The sequence below is a fragment of the Pseudomonas sp. IT-P294 genome (assembly GCF_949767865.1).
In the GTDB taxonomy this organism is placed as follows: Bacteria; Pseudomonadota; Gammaproteobacteria; order Pseudomonadales; family Pseudomonadaceae; genus Aquipseudomonas.
In genome coordinates, this window is record NZ_CATKQW010000002.1 from 30,534 (window position 1) to 46,254 (window position 15,721).

At 61.0% G+C, this 15,721-nt stretch carries 14 protein-coding genes and 1 pseudogene; 11 read left to right on the forward strand and 4 right to left on the reverse strand.

Features of this window, described 5'->3' with window-relative positions; translation table 11 throughout:
* Positions 1–405: 405 nt before the first annotated feature.
* A pseudogene (locus ACM6I0_RS01410) lies at positions 406–1,494 on the forward strand (cache domain-containing protein); the annotation flags it as partial.
* A gap of 129 nt (positions 1,495–1,623) precedes the next feature.
* A complete protein-coding gene (locus tag ACM6I0_RS01415; RefSeq protein ID WP_405046104.1) occupies positions 1,624–2,352 on the forward strand; it encodes a methyl-accepting chemotaxis protein in 729 nt (242 codons plus the stop codon).
* Positions 2,353–2,480: 128 nt separating this feature from the next.
* On the opposite strand, the gene ACM6I0_RS01420 is transcribed toward ACM6I0_RS01415, so the two are convergent.
* Positions 2,481–3,272, reverse strand: a complete 792-nt coding sequence (locus ACM6I0_RS01420) for an AraC family transcriptional regulator (RefSeq protein WP_285431935.1) — start codon at positions 3,270–3,272, stop codon at positions 2,481–2,483.
* A gap of 84 nt (positions 3,273–3,356) precedes the next feature.
* Between ACM6I0_RS01420 and ACM6I0_RS01425 the strand changes: the two genes are divergently transcribed.
* On the forward strand, positions 3,357–4,385 hold the full coding sequence (locus ACM6I0_RS01425; protein ID WP_414921306.1) for a bile acid:sodium symporter family protein: 1,029 nt from the start codon (positions 3,357–3,359) through the stop codon (positions 4,383–4,385).
* On the opposite strand, the gene ACM6I0_RS01430 is transcribed toward ACM6I0_RS01425, so the two are convergent.
* Complete coding sequence (locus tag ACM6I0_RS01430; protein ID WP_285431933.1) at positions 4,372–5,649, reverse strand: acetyl-CoA C-acetyltransferase; 1,278 nt, start codon at positions 5,647–5,649, stop codon at positions 4,372–4,374. The genes ACM6I0_RS01425 and ACM6I0_RS01430 overlap by 14 nt on opposite strands.
* Positions 5,650–5,911: 262 nt before the next feature.
* Here ACM6I0_RS01430 and ACM6I0_RS01435 point away from each other — a divergent pair, with 262 nt between their 5' ends.
* Together ACM6I0_RS01435 and ACM6I0_RS01440 are read left to right on the forward strand one after the other, a co-directional pair.
* Complete coding sequence (locus tag ACM6I0_RS01435; RefSeq protein ID WP_414921307.1) at positions 5,912–7,264, forward strand: 3-oxoacyl-ACP reductase; 1,353 nt, start codon at positions 5,912–5,914, stop codon at positions 7,262–7,264.
* 2 nt (positions 7,265–7,266) lie between these two features.
* Positions 7,267–8,121 (forward strand): MaoC family dehydratase, encoded by an 855-nt coding sequence (locus ACM6I0_RS01440; protein WP_414921308.1) that lies wholly within the window; start codon positions 7,267–7,269, stop codon positions 8,119–8,121.
* 92 nt (positions 8,122–8,213) lie between these two features.
* On the opposite strand, the gene ACM6I0_RS01445 is transcribed toward ACM6I0_RS01440, so the two are convergent.
* On the reverse strand, positions 8,214–8,627 hold the full coding sequence (locus tag ACM6I0_RS01445; RefSeq protein ID WP_090175962.1) for a response regulator: 414 nt from the start codon (positions 8,625–8,627) through the stop codon (positions 8,214–8,216).
* A 68-nt stretch (positions 8,628–8,695) separates the two neighbouring features.
* A complete protein-coding gene (locus ACM6I0_RS01450; RefSeq protein WP_090175965.1) occupies positions 8,696–8,908 on the reverse strand; it encodes a Flp family type IVb pilin in 213 nt (70 codons plus the stop codon).
* Positions 8,909–9,235: 327 nt separating this feature from the next.
* Between ACM6I0_RS01450 and cpaB the strand changes: the two genes are divergently transcribed.
* From cpaB to ACM6I0_RS01480, 6 genes are read left to right on the forward strand one after another with little or no spacing between them, the layout of a single operon-like run.
* Positions 9,236–10,183 carry a Flp pilus assembly protein CpaB gene (gene cpaB, locus ACM6I0_RS01455; RefSeq protein ID WP_414921309.1) on the forward strand — a complete coding sequence of 316 codons (948 nt, stop codon included), beginning with the start codon at positions 9,236–9,238 and terminating at the stop codon, positions 10,181–10,183.
* A gap of 21 nt (positions 10,184–10,204) precedes the next feature.
* Entirely contained in the window at positions 10,205–11,473 is a 1,269-nt protein-coding gene (locus ACM6I0_RS01460) for a type II and III secretion system protein family protein (protein ID WP_414921310.1), read from the forward strand.
* Entirely contained in the window at positions 11,470–12,660 is a 1,191-nt protein-coding gene (locus ACM6I0_RS01465; RefSeq protein WP_414921311.1) for a pilus assembly protein, read from the forward strand. Before ACM6I0_RS01460 ends, ACM6I0_RS01465 begins: the two co-directional genes overlap by 4 nt.
* Entirely contained in the window at positions 12,657–13,937 is a 1,281-nt protein-coding gene (locus ACM6I0_RS01470) for a CpaF family protein (RefSeq protein WP_414921312.1), read from the forward strand. Before ACM6I0_RS01465 ends, ACM6I0_RS01470 begins: the two co-directional genes overlap by 4 nt.
* 10 nt (positions 13,938–13,947) lie before the next feature.
* The gene (locus ACM6I0_RS01475; RefSeq protein WP_414921313.1) at positions 13,948–14,832 is read left to right on the forward strand and encodes a type II secretion system F family protein; all 885 of its coding nucleotides are present in this window, start codon (positions 13,948–13,950) and stop codon (positions 14,830–14,832) included.
* The gene (locus ACM6I0_RS01480; RefSeq protein WP_414921314.1) at positions 14,829–15,719 is read left to right on the forward strand and encodes a type II secretion system F family protein; all 891 of its coding nucleotides are present in this window, start codon (positions 14,829–14,831) and stop codon (positions 15,717–15,719) included. The genes ACM6I0_RS01475 and ACM6I0_RS01480 overlap by 4 nt, the downstream gene beginning before the upstream one ends.
* The last annotated feature ends 2 nt before the right edge of the window (positions 15,720–15,721 follow it).

Consider the following 15,721-nt stretch of genomic DNA (forward strand, 5'->3'; position numbering starts at 1 on the left):
AGTCATTCGTTATACGGCAATCCACTCGTTCGGGGGAGGGGTTGCCGACCTATGAACGTTGAGATGCACACAATGTGCCGGATTAATCGCGCCCTCCCCTTCAGTCATCATCGGCCGCAAAAGATCATAGCTGAGCTGACAATACTTGTTGGCAAAGGATTGTGAGGGCATTTTCGACAGAAGCTGACACCTTAATTCATACCCTTCGTAGGATTTTTCTTTTTAAGCCTCAATTTCCCCCGCAATCAGCCGAAGTCCTCAGAGACAAAGTGATTTGTCCGACAATCGTGCCGACAACAAAAACGATGGCGCGCTCCAGGATCGGGGACCAAAAACGTTTACGGCTGCCAAAAATCCGCGAGTCTTCTGCACTGCGTGGGCCTACAAGAAAAATCTGGAGCGCGGATGAACATCAAACAGAAGTTGACCTGGGCGTTTGCAATCATCGCCTGCTTGCCGGTGGTGCTGGTCGCCACCCTCGTCGTGCTGAACTTGCGCAGTGAGGCCAAGGAGAATTTCGTCGACGGCAGCGGTCGTGAAATTCGTCAGGTCAGCAACGCCATGCAACTGTTCTTCGACGGCATCAGCCAGAACGTCGACTACCTGGCCAAGCAACCTCTGATCAAAAACTCCGACGACAGCCTCAAAACCTACATGGGCGCCAATGCCGAGAGCATTCCCCAGGGCGAGATGGACAAAAAAGTCTTCGGCCTCCTGCAGGACCTGGGCAACAGCCATCCATCCTATGCCTACGCCATCCTCGGCACGGCGGCGGGCGGTTATGTGTCCTGGCCGGACGATGCCAAGCTGAGCAATTACGATCCGCGCCAACGCCCCTGGTACAAGGCCGCCCAAGCCAAGCCGGGCAAACCGTTTCGCACCGAGGCCTATTATTGGGCCCAGGACGACGCAACCTACGTCAGCACCGTGCGCACCATCGACAACAAATTGGGCACCAACGGCGGTGTAGTCAGTATCGACGTGACGCTCAAGCAGCTCACCGAAATCGTCAAACAGATCAAACTCGGTGAAACCGGCTATCTGATGCTGCTGGAAAACACCGGCACCGTGCTGGTCGATCCAAAACAGCCGGAGCACAACTTCAAAGCCCTCAGCAGCCTCGGCGAAGGCTATGCGCAACTGGCCAAAGCCGGTAAAGGCCTGGTGGAAGTCGAGCTGAACGGCGAGCGCTACATGGCCAACGTCTGGCCGTCGGAGCAACTGGGCTGGACCTTTATCGGCCTGATCAAACAGAACGACGTGATGAGCTCGGCCACGCAACTGACCTGGCTGATCGCAATCATTGCTGCCGTGCTGGCGGTGTTCTTCGCCATCGTCGGCGCCAGTTTCGCCAGCCTCATCGTGCGGCCGATCCGCAGCGTGGCCAGCGGCCTGGAAGGCATCGCCCAAGGTGAAGGCGACCTGACCAAGAACCTGGAAATCCGTGGCAGCGACGAAACCGCGCAACTGGCCAACTGGTTCAACCAGTTCCTGACCGCGATCCGCAACCTGATCCAGAGCATCGGTGGCGCGGCGAACAAGATTCTCGCCACTTCGAAAAGCTCGACCCAGGTCTCCAGTGACATGGCCGAAGCGGCCGGGCGCCAGCGTGAAGCGGTGGACATGGTGTCCACGGCGTTCCACGAAATGGTCGCCACGGCCAACGAAGTCGCGCGCTCTTGCAGCCAGGCAGCCGAGTCGGCAGACAGCGGCCAGCGTCAGGCTCGTGAAGGTCAGCAGCAGATCGATGCAGCCGTGACCAGCGTTGATCGCTTGAGCCAGGAAATCGAACAGTCGGCGCAGTCGATGCAGCAGTTGGAACGCGACAGCAACGACATTCAGTCGATCCTGGGGACCATTCGCTCGATTGCCGAACAGACCAACCTGCTGGCCCTGAACGCGGCCATCGAAGCGGCGCGGGCCGGTGAACAAGGTCGCGGCTTTGCGGTGGTGGCGGATGAAGTTCGCGCCCTGGCCAAGCGCACAGCCGATTCCACAGCGGAAATCGATGGGCTGCTGGGCAACCTGGCCAAACGCACCAGCCAGGTGACTCAGCAAATGCATGCGAGCCTGGAAGTGTCGCAGCAGTCGGTGAGCCGCATCGGCGAAGCCCGCAGCAGTTTCGGGCTGATTCGTGAGTCGGTGGATGTGATTCGCGACATGAACACCCAGATCGCCACGGCGGCAGAGGAACAGCATCAGGTGGCGGAAGACATCAACCGGCACATCAGCCAGATTCATGGCGATGCACAGTTGGTGGCTGAACTGGCCAACTCGGCGCGTCTGGATTCCCAGAGCCTGGCCGGCTTGTCGAATGAACTGGATGTCTTGGTTCGCCGCTTCCGGACCTGATTCCCGAGCACACTGACAGCCCCATGTGGGAGCGAGCTTGCTCGCGATGGCGGTGGCATATCCAACATCAATGTGGAATGTCACGCCCTCATCGCGAGCAAGCTCGCTCCCACAGTGGTCAGGTGGTGTTACTGTCTGAAGAGCTCCCCAGGAGTAAACCCGAACAGACTCTTGAACGCCGCAATAAACGCTGACGTCGAGTCGTACCCGCAAGACAGCGCCGCATTCGTCACGCTGTCACCCTCCTCCAGCAAACTCAATGACGACAGCAGCCGCATCCGCTGGCGCCACCCGCGAAAACTCAACCCGGTCTCGCGCTGGAACAAGCGCATCAGCGTCTTTTCCGAAGTGCCGAGGCGTTCCGCCCATTCCTGCAACGTCACGTTGCGCTCCGGGCTTTCGATCAGTTCGTTGCACAAGCCCAGCAGTCGCGGGTGCCGAGGCAACGGCAGAGAAAAACCCACTTCCGGCAAACTCGCCAACTGATCCAGCAGCACATTCACCAGCCGCGCTTCTTGGCTATCGCCTTGGGGATATTCCACTGGCAGCGCACAAAAGCTCTTGATCAACTCTCGCGCCAGCGGCGTGACTTCCAGCACCCGGCAACGCCCGTCCGCCCACTCACAATCTTCGCGGCGCACGTAGAGGCTGCGCATCTCGGCACGCATCGAAGTCACCACCTGGTGTTCCAGGTCCGCCGGAATCCAGATGCCCCACTGCGGCGGCGCAAAGAAACTGCCCTCGGCAGTGTGCACGCCAAGAACGCCACTGATGGCGTAGGAAAACTGCACCCAGTCATGGCGATGAGGCGGTGTCCAGGAACCGGCGTTCAGGCTTTCCGCCCGCGCGAACAGCGGACGCGGCAGCGCGGTGAGCGTCGGAATGGTCCGTTCGAGGGAAAGTTGTCCGTTAGTCGGCATTGATTGGCCTTATGTCGCAAGACGGCAGTCAGGGCCAACGTTAGGCTAAGTCACCATTTCTTACAAATGTATTCGGTGACTGCTATGCATGCCTTCAAACACCTCAAACGCGTGGTCACCGACTGGTTCTTGTGCGGCATGCTGATCGCCACGCTGCTGGCGTATTTCTTCCCGACCTTTGGCGCCACGGGCGGCGGCATGCACGCCGAATACGTGATCAACATCGGTGTGTTCCTGGTGTTCTTCCTTCACGGCGTCAACCTGTCCAGCGAGCAGATCCGTCACGGCCTGAAGAACTGGAAGCTGCATGTGATGGTGCAATGTTTCACCTTTGCGGTGTTTCCACTGATCTGGCTGCTGAGCGACACACTGCTGGGCTCGCACCTTCCATCACTGCTGATGCTGGGCTTCCTCTACCTCTGCGCCCTGCCCTCGACCATTTCCTCGTCCGTGGCCCTGACTGGCAGCGCAGGCGGCAACGTGCCGGCGGCGATTCTCAACGCCAGCCTGTCCAGTGTGCTGGGGATTTTCCTGACGCCGTTGCTGGTGAGCTTCGTGGTCGGCAGTGGTGCCGGCGGCATCGATTTGGGCTCGACCCTGCTCGATCTCTGCGCCATGTTGCTGTTGCCGCTGGTACTCGGCCAATTGGTGCGGCCACTGTTCGGCAAGTTTTTCGCGCGACACAAACGCTACACCAACGTCGCCGACAAACTGGTGATCCTGCTGCTGGTGTATGCGGCGTTCTGCAACTCGATGGTTTCGGGGATGTGGCAAAAGCAAGGCAACACAGTGATTCTGACGGCGCTGATCGGCAGTGCGATCCTGCTGGCGATCATCCTGTGGATGACCACCCGCACCGCCCGTGCGCTGAAATTCAGCCCGGCAGATGAGATCGCGGCGGTGTTCTGCGCCAGCAAGAAATCCCTGGCTGCCGGTGCACCGATGGCAGCGCTGATCTTCGGTGCCAACCCGGGCCTTGGCTTGATTCTGCTGCCGATCATGATCTATCACCCGTTGCAGTTGATCGTCTGCTCAGTGATGGCCGAGCGTTACGCCAACCTCAACCGTGAACGCATCGCGCAGCAAAACGCGCAACTGGTCAGCGCTCGATAATCGCCGTCACACCTTGACCACCGGCGGCGCAGATCGAGATCAAGCCTCGGCCCTTACCCGCCGCATCCAGCAGCTTCGCCAGGTTGGCAACAATGCGCCCGCCAGTCGCGGCAAACGGATGCCCCGCCGCCAGCGAACTGCCTTTGACGTTGAGTCGGCTGCGGTCGATGGAGCCCAGCGGCGCATCGAGGCCGAGGCGTGTTTTGCAAAACGCTGGATCTTCCCAGGCCTTCAACGTGCAGAGCACCTGCGCGGCGAAGGCTTCGTGGATTTCGTAATAATCGAAGTCCTGCAACGTCAGGCCATTGCGCGCCAACAAACGCGGCACTGCGTACACCGGCGCCATCAACAGCCCTTCGGCGCCATTGACGAAATCCACCGCCGCCGTCTCGCCATCGCGCAAGTAAGCGAGGATCGGCAAGCCACGTTCCTTCGCCCATTCCTCGCTGCCCAGCAGCACCAGCGATGCACCGTCGGTGAGTGGCGTGGAGTTGCCCGCCGTCAGCGTGCCCTTGGCGCTTTTCTCGAAGGCCGGTTTCAGCGCGGCGAGTTTTTCCAGGGTCAGGTCCGGGCGCAGATTGTTGTCGCGGGTCAGGCCGAGGAACGGCGTCATCAGATCGTTATGCCAGCCTTCGGTGTAGGACGCGGCCAGATTGCGATGGCTTTCCAGCGCCAGTTGATCCTGTTCTTCGCGTGGGATGTTCCAGGTCTGCGCCATCAATTCGCAGTGCTGGCCCATGGACAAACCGGTGCGCGGTTCTCCGTTGCGCGGGAACTCAGGGATCAAATCCCGGGGACGCAGTTGCAGAAAGGTTTTCAGTTTGTCGCCCGTGGTTTTGGCCCGGTTGGCTTCAAGCAACACCCGGCGCAAACCTTCACTGACGCTGATCGGCGCATCCGAAGTGGTGTCGACACCACCGGCAATCCCGCAATCGATCTGGCCCAGGGCAATCTTGTTCGCCACCAGCAACGCCGCTTCAAGCCCTGTGCCGCACGCCTGTTGGATGTCATAGGCCGGCGTGCTGGGGGACAACCGTGAGCCGAGCACGCACTCGCGCGTCAGGTTCATGTCTCGCGACAGTTTGAGCACGGCACCTGCCACCACTTCGCCGATGCGCAGGCCATGCAGGTTGTAGCGTTCGATCAGGCCTTCGAGCGCGGCGGTGAGCATCGCCTGATTGCTGGCGGTGGCGTACGGCCCGTTGGAGCGGGCGAAGGGGATACGGTTACCGCCGATAATCGCGACGCGGCGCAGCTGAGTCATGAAAAGCTCCTTGAAAAATTCTTATGTAAACACCGAACCTGTGGGAGCGGGCTTGCCCGCGATAGCGGTGTGTCAGCCGACTTAGATGCTGGATGTGTTGGCCTCTTCGCGGGCAAGCCCGCTCCCACAGTGATCTCATTTCCCACAAATCCGGTGTTCCAACTAATCTGCTGAGTTCAAGCGTAGGCCTAATCTCGTGGATCGAACGACTGATTGCCATTCGTGGTCCACACTTTGAACCCCAGCTGCCGGAGTGCGTTCCATGTCTGACCGTTATATCGACTTCGCCAATTCGTCCATCGGCCATCGTCTGGTCGGGGCCTTGGGGCTGCCGTCTCCGGTACGCCTGGAACGCTGGCAAGCAGGCCGGCTGCGGCCTGTCGAAGGAGCGCTGTTGATCGGCGGCGGCCCGTTGGCGGACAACGTCAGCGCCTTCGCCAATCGCCTGACCGATGCGATCTACGCCTACGGTGCCGAGCCGTCCCTGGCGACCGCGTGGATTCCCGGCCACGGTCCGAAAATCAAGGCGGTGGTGTTCGATGCGAGTGATGTGCTGCACACCGATCAGCTGAAACGGCTGCGCGAGTTCTTTCAACCGCTGATGAAAAACCTCGATAACAGTGCGCATCTGGTGATTCTGGGGCGTGCGCCAGAGACCTTGAGCGACCCGTTCGCCGCCAGCGCACAGCGCGCCCTGGAAGGTTTCAGCCGTTCGCTGGCCAAGGAGTTGCGCAGTGGCGGCACCTTGCAGCTGATCTATGTCGGCGAAGGGGCCGAGGATCAACTGGAAGGGCCGCTGCGGTTTTTCCTCTCGCCCAAAAGCGCGTTCGTCTCCGGCCAGGTCATCCGGTTGAAGGCCTGTGATACACAGGTGACGGACTGGACTCGCCCACTGGCCGGGCGCAAGGCGCTGATCACCGGTGCCGCGCGAGGCATTGGCGCCTCCATCGCCGAGACCCTGGCCCGTGACGGTGCCGAAGTGATCCTGCTCGACGTGCCACCGGCCAAAGCCGATCTGGATGCGCTCGCCGCACGCCTTGGCGGGCGCAGCATCACCCTGGACATTTGCGCCGAAGACGCCGCCGCGCAATTGATCGAACAACTACCCGGCGGTGTCGACGTGGTGGTCCACAACGCAGGCATCACCCGCGATAAAACCCTGGCCAACATGACCCCGGAATTCTGGGATGCAGTGCTCGCGGTCAACCTCAACGCACCGCAAGTGCTGACCAAGGCGTTGCTCGACAGCGGCGCCTTGCATGACAACGGTCGGTTGATTTTGCTGGCCTCGATCAGCGGCATCGCTGGCAATCGCGGGCAAACCAATTACGCGGCAAGCAAGGCTGGCCTGATCGGGCTGGCTCAAGCCTGGGCACCGCTGATGAGCGAACGCGGCATCAGCATCAACGCCGTTGCGCCCGGCTTCATTGAAACGCAAATGACCGCACACCTGCCATTCGGCATCCGCGAGGCCGGGCGACGCATGAGTTCGCTTGGTCAGGGCGGCCTGCCACAGGACGTTGCCGAAGCAGTGGCCTGGCTCGCGCAACCGGGCACCGGCGCTTTCACCGGGCAAGCGTTGCGAGTCTGTGGACAAAGTGTTCTGGGGGCGTAGACATGATCATTGATTGGCACACGCTCAATCGCGAACCGAGCCTGCCTGCGCTGTATGTGCGGGCGGCGATGCGGCGAAAAATCACCGGCACGACGTTGCCCGAGACCGGTTTGCGCTGCTGGGTCGAGGTCGATCCCAACCGCCTGGCGGCGTATCGCAAGGTTTGCGGGTTTGCCGACAACGGTTTGCTGCCGCCGACCTACCCGCACATCCTGGCGTTTGCGTTGCAGATGCAATTGCTCACGGCCAAGGAGTTTCCATTCCCGTTGCTGGGGCTGATTCACCTGAGCAACCGCATCCGGGTTTTACGGCCAATGGGCGGCGTGCATCGTGTTCGTGCCAGTGTTCAGGTGCAGAACCTGCAACCGCACGCGAAGGGCGCCACGTTCGACCTGGTGACCTCGCTCGAAGATCAGTTGGGGACCCTTTGGGAGGCTGAAAGCCGAATGTTGTGCAGGGGCGTGAAACTCGAGGGCGAACCCGTCGAGGACGTTCTGGCCCCGACCCTGGAAATGATGGAAGTGACGCGCTGGAAAGCCCCGGCAGACATCGGTCGGCAGTACGCAAAAGTGTCCGGGGACTACAACCCGATTCACCTGAGTGCCGCCAGCGCCAAACTATTCGGCTTCCCGACTGCCATCGCCCATGGGCTGTGGAACAAGGCGCGCACATTGGCCGCGTTGAGTGAGCATCTGCCCACCGCCAATGTCGAGATCGAGGTGCAGTTCAAGAAGCCGGTGCGACTGCCCAGCGAAGTGACATTGCGGTCCAGCGCGGCTGGCTCCAGTGGCGATTTTCAGCTGGTGGGTGCGGGGGATCTTGAACACATGACGGGGCATTGGCGGCCCATCGCTTGAGTCGCTCGTTCCCACGCTCGCGTGGGAACGGTTTTTCAGCCCTCATGCCATGGTCAATTGTGTCTATACACCTTTGGGTTTTCAGCGCCTTCTCAAGGAACGAGGCGTTGCATCTCAGGCTGCGGAAAAAGGTTATTCAGCGTTTCCAGCAACCGCACGTGGTAAATCGGCTTGCGAAACAGGTCAAGCACCTGCAGGCGCAACATATCGCTGACATCCTCCATGTCCGCATGCCCGGACGTGACGATCACTGGCAAATGTTGCCGTGAGGTGTGTTCGCGCAAGCGCCTGATCAGCGACATGCCGCTTTCCTCCGGCATGCGCAGATCAGTGATCACCAAGGCAATATCAGGATGGCGGGTCAAATGCTGCAGGGCGATCTTGACCGACGTTGCGGTGAAACAATTGAAGCCCTCCCCCTCCAGCAATTCCGCCAATTCCAGCAATGCGTCCTCTTCATCATCGACCAGAAGCAGCTGTTGACGTGGCAGCGCGTGCGCGTTCATGGGTAACTCCTGTAATGGACCAAGCGCTGACGTCAGTACCACTCAGGCACGCTGGCAAGCTGTAACGTTCATGGCGTCGCCGGCACCAACACATTTTTGATACCGGTGAAAATCAGCGTAATCGCACCCGAAATCGGTGTCATGAAAGCCGCCAGGGCCACGGCGGCCATGCCCGCGATAATGGCGTATTCGATACCCGAAGCCCCTTCGGTGTCTTTCGCCAGGTTGAAGTAGAAGGCCGCTTCGGACTTGATCTTCTGAACAATGTTCGTGAAGGACATAACGATTTCTCCTTGAGAGCAGCGGGTGTTGCACCGTCGCAACATGATTCCCCTGTGCCAGCACCAGCATTGTCGCCATTGTTCGTACCAACAACTGTAAGAACGCATTAACACTTTAGTAGTAAGCGCAGGCCGTGGACGTCGGAAAACTGCACCGGGCGCGTCAACCCTTTCCTTTTGTTAGATATTTTTTGGGCGCTAATGGCGTTTTGCTCTACCTGCGCTACCGTCCAATAGCGAAATAGTTCAATTTTTTTAGAGCCTGAATGCAAAAAATTTCTCGTCGAACGGCACGGGTCATCAAGCACCAGGGAAGGGGAAGCCGTCATGAACAGCCGAATCACCATGGGCCTGGCCGGATTGTTTCTGGTGGGCGCGCTGATTGCCGGTTACTGGGGACTCACGCTGAGCCGACAACCCTCTCCCGATCCCGTCGTGCAACCTGGCGTTGTCACTGCCGCGCCAACCGCGCCCGCACCGGAGCCCGCAGACGATCCCACCCGCCAACCGGTTGTGGTCTTGCTGCACGATGTGGCGCCGTTCGTTCAGATCACGGCCGCCGATGTGACCCTGGAAAAACTGCGCATGGCCCCGGTCGGCAGTTTGACCCGACTGGATCAAGCGATTGGCCGCACGCCGTGGCGTGCACTGGCGGCAGGCACTTGGCTCAATGCTGAAAGCTTCGAAGCCGGCAGCGCGCTGGCGCGAATGATCCACCCCGATGAGCGCGCGCTTGCCGTCGCGGTAGATGAAGTGATCAATGCCGGTGGTCAACTCAGCCCGGGCGACTACGTCGACGTCCTGCTGTTTTTGCGCGCAGACGCCAACAACCCCCAGCAGTCGGCTCAAGTCGTGGTCCCGGCCTTGCGCGTCCTCGGTGTCGGTGAACAACTGGGACTGACCAACGATGGTCGACCTGCCAACCCGCCGCGCAGCACCGAAGAGCAACTCAAGCAAGACCAGCTGCGTGCCAGCGCCCGCTCGGTGTTGCTCGCCGTCCCCGAACCGCTGCTCAGTCGCCTGATGCTCGCGGCCCAGGCCGGCGTGTTGCGCCTCGCCGTGCGCAGCGCCGAAGAGAAACGCCTGGCGCAGTATTGGGCGGGCGCAAACAGTTCACCGGCCAACCTCGCCAATGCCAATCGAGACCTCGTGCAATTCAATCAGCTGGCCCTCGTCAGCCCTCCCAAACCACTCACCTTCGGTGGCGGCGCCGCACCTCGCCAAGCGCGGGTGGAAGTCATACGCGGTAATGAAGTGACCCAACAAACCCCCTGAGTCGAGCAAGGATGCATCTCAATGCACAGTCGTTCCATGCCCATGTCCGTGTTCCAAGGCCTGCTTTGGGTTTCCTTGATGAGCGGACTGCCGTTGAGCATGACCTTCGCCGCCACCGGCAATTGCGCCGCGCTGGGCTCGTTGCCTGCGACGCTGGAAGTCGGTGAAGGGCTGCAACAGGAGCTGCAGTCGCCCGTAGCGATCACACGCCTGGCGGTCGGTGATCCGAAAATCGCCGACGTGCGGGTCAACGGCAACCAGGCTTTCCTGGTCACCGGCATGGCACCCGGCGCCACCAGCCTGATGGTCTGGACTGCCTGCGCCAGCGCTCCGCGCCAAAGCATGGTGTTTGTCCAGGGACGGGCCACGGCGGCGATGACCCGCACGTCGTCCATGCCCTCCGAAGATCCCTTGCTGCCCTCGCAAGTACAAACCGACATCCGATTCGTGGAGGTCAGCCGGACCAAACTCAAAGAAGCCAGCACGTCGATCTTCGGTAAAAGTTCGAACTTCCTGTTTGGCTCCCCCGGCACCGTGCCCAACACCGCCGTGACCCCGCGCGTATTGCCATTGCGCAACATCGACCCGCGCATTGCCGTGCCCAGCATCCCGCTGGCCAATGACATGTTCAACATCGTCGCCGGGGGTGGCAATTTCCTCGCGATCATCAACGCCATGGAAGGCAGCGGCTTCGCCTACACCCTGGCACGGCCGAGCCTGGTGGCGATCAGCGGGCAGAGTGCGAGCTTCCTGGCCGGTGGCGAAATTCCGATTCCGGTCCCCAGCGCCAACAGCAACAGCTACTCCATTGAGTACAAGGAATTCGGGATCCGGCTGACACTCACCCCGACCGTCGTCAGCACCGACCGCATCGCCTTGAAAGTGGCGCCGGAAGTCAGCGAACTCGACTACAACAACGGCGTGACGATCGGTGGCACTACCGTCCCGGCATTCACCATTCGCCGCACCGACACCAGCATCTCTCTGGCCGATGGCGAGAGTTTTGTCATCAGCGGGCTGATCAGTACGCAAAACGCCTCGCAGGTCGACAAGTTTCCGGGGCTGGGTGACATCCCGGTGATTGGCGCGTTTTTTCGCAGTTCCTCGATCAAGCGTGAAGAGCGCGAGCTGCTGATGATCGTCACCCCTCACCTGGTTCAACCGCTGGCCGCCAACGCGCAATTGCCGTCGCTGCCCGGTGAACAACTGCGCAACTACGACCCCGGGTTTTACCGCATGTACTTCCTGGAAAACGGCAACTTCGATAAACGCAGCGGGTTATCGCAATGAGCCAGAACCTGAGTCAAACCTTCCTCGCGATCACGCGTAACAGCACCGACCTTGAATGGCTGCAAGGCGCCCTCGCGCCCTTGGGTCAGGTCGTCAGCGCCGGCGGTGGAAGCCTCGACGAGTTGCTTGCACTGGTCGATGTGACGTTCGCCAGCCTGGTGTTCGTCGGCCTGGATCGCGAGCACGTGGTGGCGCAGAGCACCTTGATCGAAGGTGCGCTGGAAGCCAAGCCGATGCTGGCCATCGTTGCGCTGGGCGACGGCATGGACAACCAGCTCGTGCTCAACGCCATGCGCGCCGGGGCCCGGGACTTCGTCGCCTATGGCTCGCGTTCCAGTGAAGTCGCCGGGTTGGTGCGGCGCCTCGGCAAACGTCTGCCGCCGGTGGCGCCGAGTAATCATCTGGGTGGACTGACCGTGTTGTATGGCGTGCAAAGCAATGCCGATGGTGCCTTGCTCGCCAACCACATGGCGCACGTGGTGCAGAAGAGTGGCCAGCAAACCTTGCTGCTGGACTTAGGCTTGCCCAGGGGCGACAGCCTGGCGCTGCTCGGGCTGGAGAGCTCGTATCATTTCGGCGATGCGCTGCGGCATGTACGACGCCTGGACTCGACCCTGATCGACAGTGCCTTCACCAGCGACGGCGACGGCCTGCGCATCCTTGCCTACGCCGGTCACGATGAACCGCTGGAGCTCACCAGTGCCGCCGAGCTGTACATGCTGCTGAGCGCCTTGCGCCAACACTTCCAGCACATCGTGGTCAACCTCACCGGGCAACCCGACTGCGAAGCGCTGCGCACCTTTGTCAGCCATTGCGACAAGCTGCTCTGGTACACCGATCAGAACGTGCTCGACTGCCGCCGCAATCTTGCGATGCTCAACCTGTGGCGCGAAAAAGGCATGAAGCTGGACCACGCCCGGCTGCTGATCGACCGCTATTTGCGCAACGTCGCACCGGACGCCGACACCCTCGGCAAAAGCTTCGGCATGGAGGTCATCGCCATCCTCGCCTGTAGCCCGGAAGTGCGGCTCAACGCAAAAAACCAGGGCGTGAGCCTGTTCGAACTGGCCCCGCGCGAAGCCTTGACCCAAAGCCTGCGCACCCTCGGCGAATGCTTGGCCAAACGCTCCGAAAGCCTGTCCAAACCCAAGACCGGCTGGTTCAACCGGCTAAGGGGCGCGCAATGAACGGTGAACAATTGTTCGGCGCCACTCAACGCACGCCGACCGGTAACAGCGACCACGAAGGCCTCAAACAGGTCCTGCACCGCTACATCATCGACGCCATTGAAGAGTCCGGAAAAAACCTGCTGGAGGGTTCGCGGCAGGTACTGTCGCAGTTCGTCATCGACAAAGTGGCCGAGTACATTGCGCGCCTGCACCTGGCGATTACCCGCTATGAAATGGAGCGACTGGCCGAAGAACTGGTCGATGAACTCACCGGCTTCGGACCGCTGGAAGTGCTGCTGCGCGACCCGTCAGTGACCGAGATTCTGGTCAACGGCCCGCACCGGGTGTTCCTCGAACGCGAGGGCGTGTTGTATCAGAGCGACTTGCGTTTCATCGACGCACACCACGTCGAACGGGTCATGCAACGAATCCTCGCGCCGTTGGGCCGGCGGCTTGATGAGTCGTCGCCGATGGTCGATGCACGCCTGCCCGATGGCAGCCGGGTCAATGCAATCATTCCGCCCATCGCCCTCGACGGCCCCTGTTTGTCGATCCGGAAATTTCGCAAAGACATGCTTAAAAGCACCGACTTGATGGCGATGCAAACCATCGATCAGGCGATCTTCGATTTCATCCAGGAAGCCGTGGGCAAGCGCTGCAACATCCTGATCAGTGGCGGCACCGGCACCGGCAAAACCACGTTGTTGAATATTCTCAGCCAGTTGATCAACCCGCACGAACGACTGGTCACCATCGAGGACGTCGCCGAATTGCAGCTGGGCCACCCGCACGTCGTGCGCCTGGAAACCCGCCCGCCGAATGCCGAAGGCCACGGCGAAGTGAAGTCCAGCGACTTGATCCGAAACGCCCTGCGGATGCGCCCGGACCGGATCATCCTGGGTGAAATCCGCGGTGTCGAAGTGGTCGACGTGCTCACGGCGATGAACACCGGTCACGACGGTTCGATGAGCACCGTACACGCCAACAATGCCCAGGATGCGCTGCTGAGGCTGGAAACCCTGGTCGGCCTGACCGGTCGCACGATTGCCGAAAAAACCCTGCGGCAAATGATCTGCGCGGCGCTGGACGTGGTGATCCAGTTGACGCGTATGCCTGATGGCCGGCGTTGCGTCGCCGAAGTGGTTGAAGTGATTGGCGTGCGCGACGACGTCTACGTGACCAACACGCTGTTCCGGCTGGACCGGCGCACCGGCTTCGGTTTTCTGCGTGAGGCAGTCAACCCTGCCGGAGACAAACTGCGTCGCGAGTCGGCGCTCCCCCTCTCACCCTATTAAGGGCCACGGCATGCTCAAACCGGTGCTGCTTATCCTCGTTTGCCTGGTGATGTTCGGCCTGTCGATCCGTTTGCTGCTCAGCGGACTGCGCCAGACCGGGACCGAACGCGTTCTGCAACGCCTGACTCAGGGGCAGCCTGAACTGGCCGTCGAAAAATCGTCCTGGGCCGGCCTGGAAAGGGCTTTTCTGCGCGCCGGTCTCGGACGCCCGACCGAACGCCTGGGGACTTGGCTGCTGCTCTGGGCCTTGGTCATTCTGATCGGTTTCGCCAGCGCCGGCTGGATCGGTGCCGGGGTGTCACTGCTGGTGCCGCCTCTGGTCCTGCGGCTGTACATCAGCTGGCGCTATCAACGACGCCTCAAGCGCATGATCGAGCAACTGCCACCAATGCTCGATCACACCGTGCGCAGCCTGAAGTCCGGACGCAACCTCGCCGATGCCGTGCTGGGCGCCATCGATGCCGCCCAGGACCCGTTGAAAAATGCCATGGGCCGCGTGCAGCGCAACGTGCAGTTGGGCGTCAGCCTGCCGGACGCGGCCACCGACTTTGCAGAGCTGTATGAGAAAGACGAACTGCGCCTGTTTGCCTTGGGGCTGAAGGTCAATCACCGCTACGGCGGCAGCGCCAGCGAACTGCTGGAGAACCTGATCAAAATGATCCGCGAGCGCGAGCAGATCGCGCGACAACTGAGCGCCATGACCGGAGAAACCCGGGTGACCGCCTGGGTGTTGGGTAGCTTGCCAGTGGGCCTGGCCGGCTATTTTCTGGCCGCCAACCCCGCCTACTTGCTCGCCATGTGGCACGACAGCTCGGGACAAATCATGCTCGCCACCGCGTTCGGCTTGCAGGCCGTGGGCAGCCTGGCGCTCTGGCGTATGTTGCGCAGCGTATGAAAATCGCCCTGCTGATCAGTGCGCTGCTGTTTCTGGGAGCCACTCTTTTGCTGCTCAGCGCCCTGCTGCAACAACGCCGGCGCACGCGCCAGGTGGCCCAGCGACTGGACGGCAAGCGAGCCGAAAAACACCGCGTGGGTCTCTGGCTGCAGGCGCTTGGCAACAGCCCTATCGGTCAGCGCGCGGTCAATCTGGACAACGAGACCCAGACCCTGCTCAACCGTCTGGGCTGGCGCAGCGCCCGACGGCGCTCGCTGTTTGCCGCGTGCCAGGTCGGCGTCCCGGTGCTGGCGCTGTCCGTCAGCTTGCTGATCCAGAGTGTTTTCTACCCCAACGTGGAGAACCACTGGATCGCCCCGCTGTTTGCCACCGCCATCGGCTACTTGATGCCCAAACGCTTGCTCGCCGCAGCGGCACAACGTCGACAAAGACAACTGGCCACCGAGATCTCCACCTTCATTCCACTGCTGCGCATCCTGTTCGAGTCGGGCATGGCGGTGGAGCAGTCACTGCGCGTCATGAGCCTTGAAGGCAAAAACCTTCTGCCCACACTGACCCAGGAACTGCGCTTGGTGCTGGCCCGTGTCGACTCCGGCCTGGAGCTGGGCGAAGCGCTGAACAGGGCCAGTCACCTGCTGGCGGTCGATGAATTCACCGACACCTGCGTGATCCTGCAGCAGTTGATTCATCAGGGAGGCGGGGCGATGAAATCCCTGCTGGCGCTCAAGCAATTGTTCGATGACCGGCGCCTTACGCGCTTGCAGGAATACATCTCCAAGATGTCCGCCAAAATGTCCGTCGTGATGATGCTGTTTCTCTTCCCGGCGTTGTTGATCGTGCTGGCCGGCCCCGGGTTCACCGCCCTGGCGCGGGCCATTGGTTCATAGAG

What these genes read in the sequence shown, in the direction of transcription:
- ACM6I0_RS01415 (WP_405046104.1), top strand. Translation starts at nt 1,624, where the DNA reads ATGGTGTCCACGGCGTTCCACGAAATGGTCGCCACGGCCAACGAAGTC.
- ACM6I0_RS01420 (WP_285431935.1), bottom strand. Translation starts at nt 3,272, where the DNA reads ATGCCGACTAACGGACAACTTTCCCTCGAACGGACCATTCCGACGCTC.
- ACM6I0_RS01425 (WP_414921306.1), top strand. Translation starts at nt 3,357, where the DNA reads ATGCATGCCTTCAAACACCTCAAACGCGTGGTCACCGACTGGTTCTTG.
- ACM6I0_RS01430 (WP_285431933.1), bottom strand. Translation starts at nt 5,649, where the DNA reads ATGACTCAGCTGCGCCGCGTCGCGATTATCGGCGGTAACCGTATCCCC.
- ACM6I0_RS01435 (WP_414921307.1), top strand. Translation starts at nt 5,912, where the DNA reads ATGTCTGACCGTTATATCGACTTCGCCAATTCGTCCATCGGCCATCGT.
- ACM6I0_RS01440 (WP_414921308.1), top strand. Translation starts at nt 7,267, where the DNA reads ATGATCATTGATTGGCACACGCTCAATCGCGAACCGAGCCTGCCTGCG.
- ACM6I0_RS01445 (WP_090175962.1), bottom strand. Translation starts at nt 8,627, where the DNA reads ATGAACGCGCACGCGCTGCCACGTCAACAGCTGCTTCTGGTCGATGAT.
- ACM6I0_RS01450 (WP_090175965.1), bottom strand. Translation starts at nt 8,908, where the DNA reads ATGTCCTTCACGAACATTGTTCAGAAGATCAAGTCCGAAGCGGCCTTC.
- cpaB (WP_414921309.1), top strand. Translation starts at nt 9,236, where the DNA reads ATGAACAGCCGAATCACCATGGGCCTGGCCGGATTGTTTCTGGTGGGC.
- ACM6I0_RS01460 (WP_414921310.1), top strand. Translation starts at nt 10,205, where the DNA reads ATGCACAGTCGTTCCATGCCCATGTCCGTGTTCCAAGGCCTGCTTTGG.
- ACM6I0_RS01465 (WP_414921311.1), top strand. Translation starts at nt 11,470, where the DNA reads ATGAGCCAGAACCTGAGTCAAACCTTCCTCGCGATCACGCGTAACAGC.
- ACM6I0_RS01470 (WP_414921312.1), top strand. Translation starts at nt 12,657, where the DNA reads ATGAACGGTGAACAATTGTTCGGCGCCACTCAACGCACGCCGACCGGT.
- ACM6I0_RS01475 (WP_414921313.1), top strand. Translation starts at nt 13,948, where the DNA reads ATGCTCAAACCGGTGCTGCTTATCCTCGTTTGCCTGGTGATGTTCGGC.
- ACM6I0_RS01480 (WP_414921314.1), top strand. Translation starts at nt 14,829, where the DNA reads ATGAAAATCGCCCTGCTGATCAGTGCGCTGCTGTTTCTGGGAGCCACT.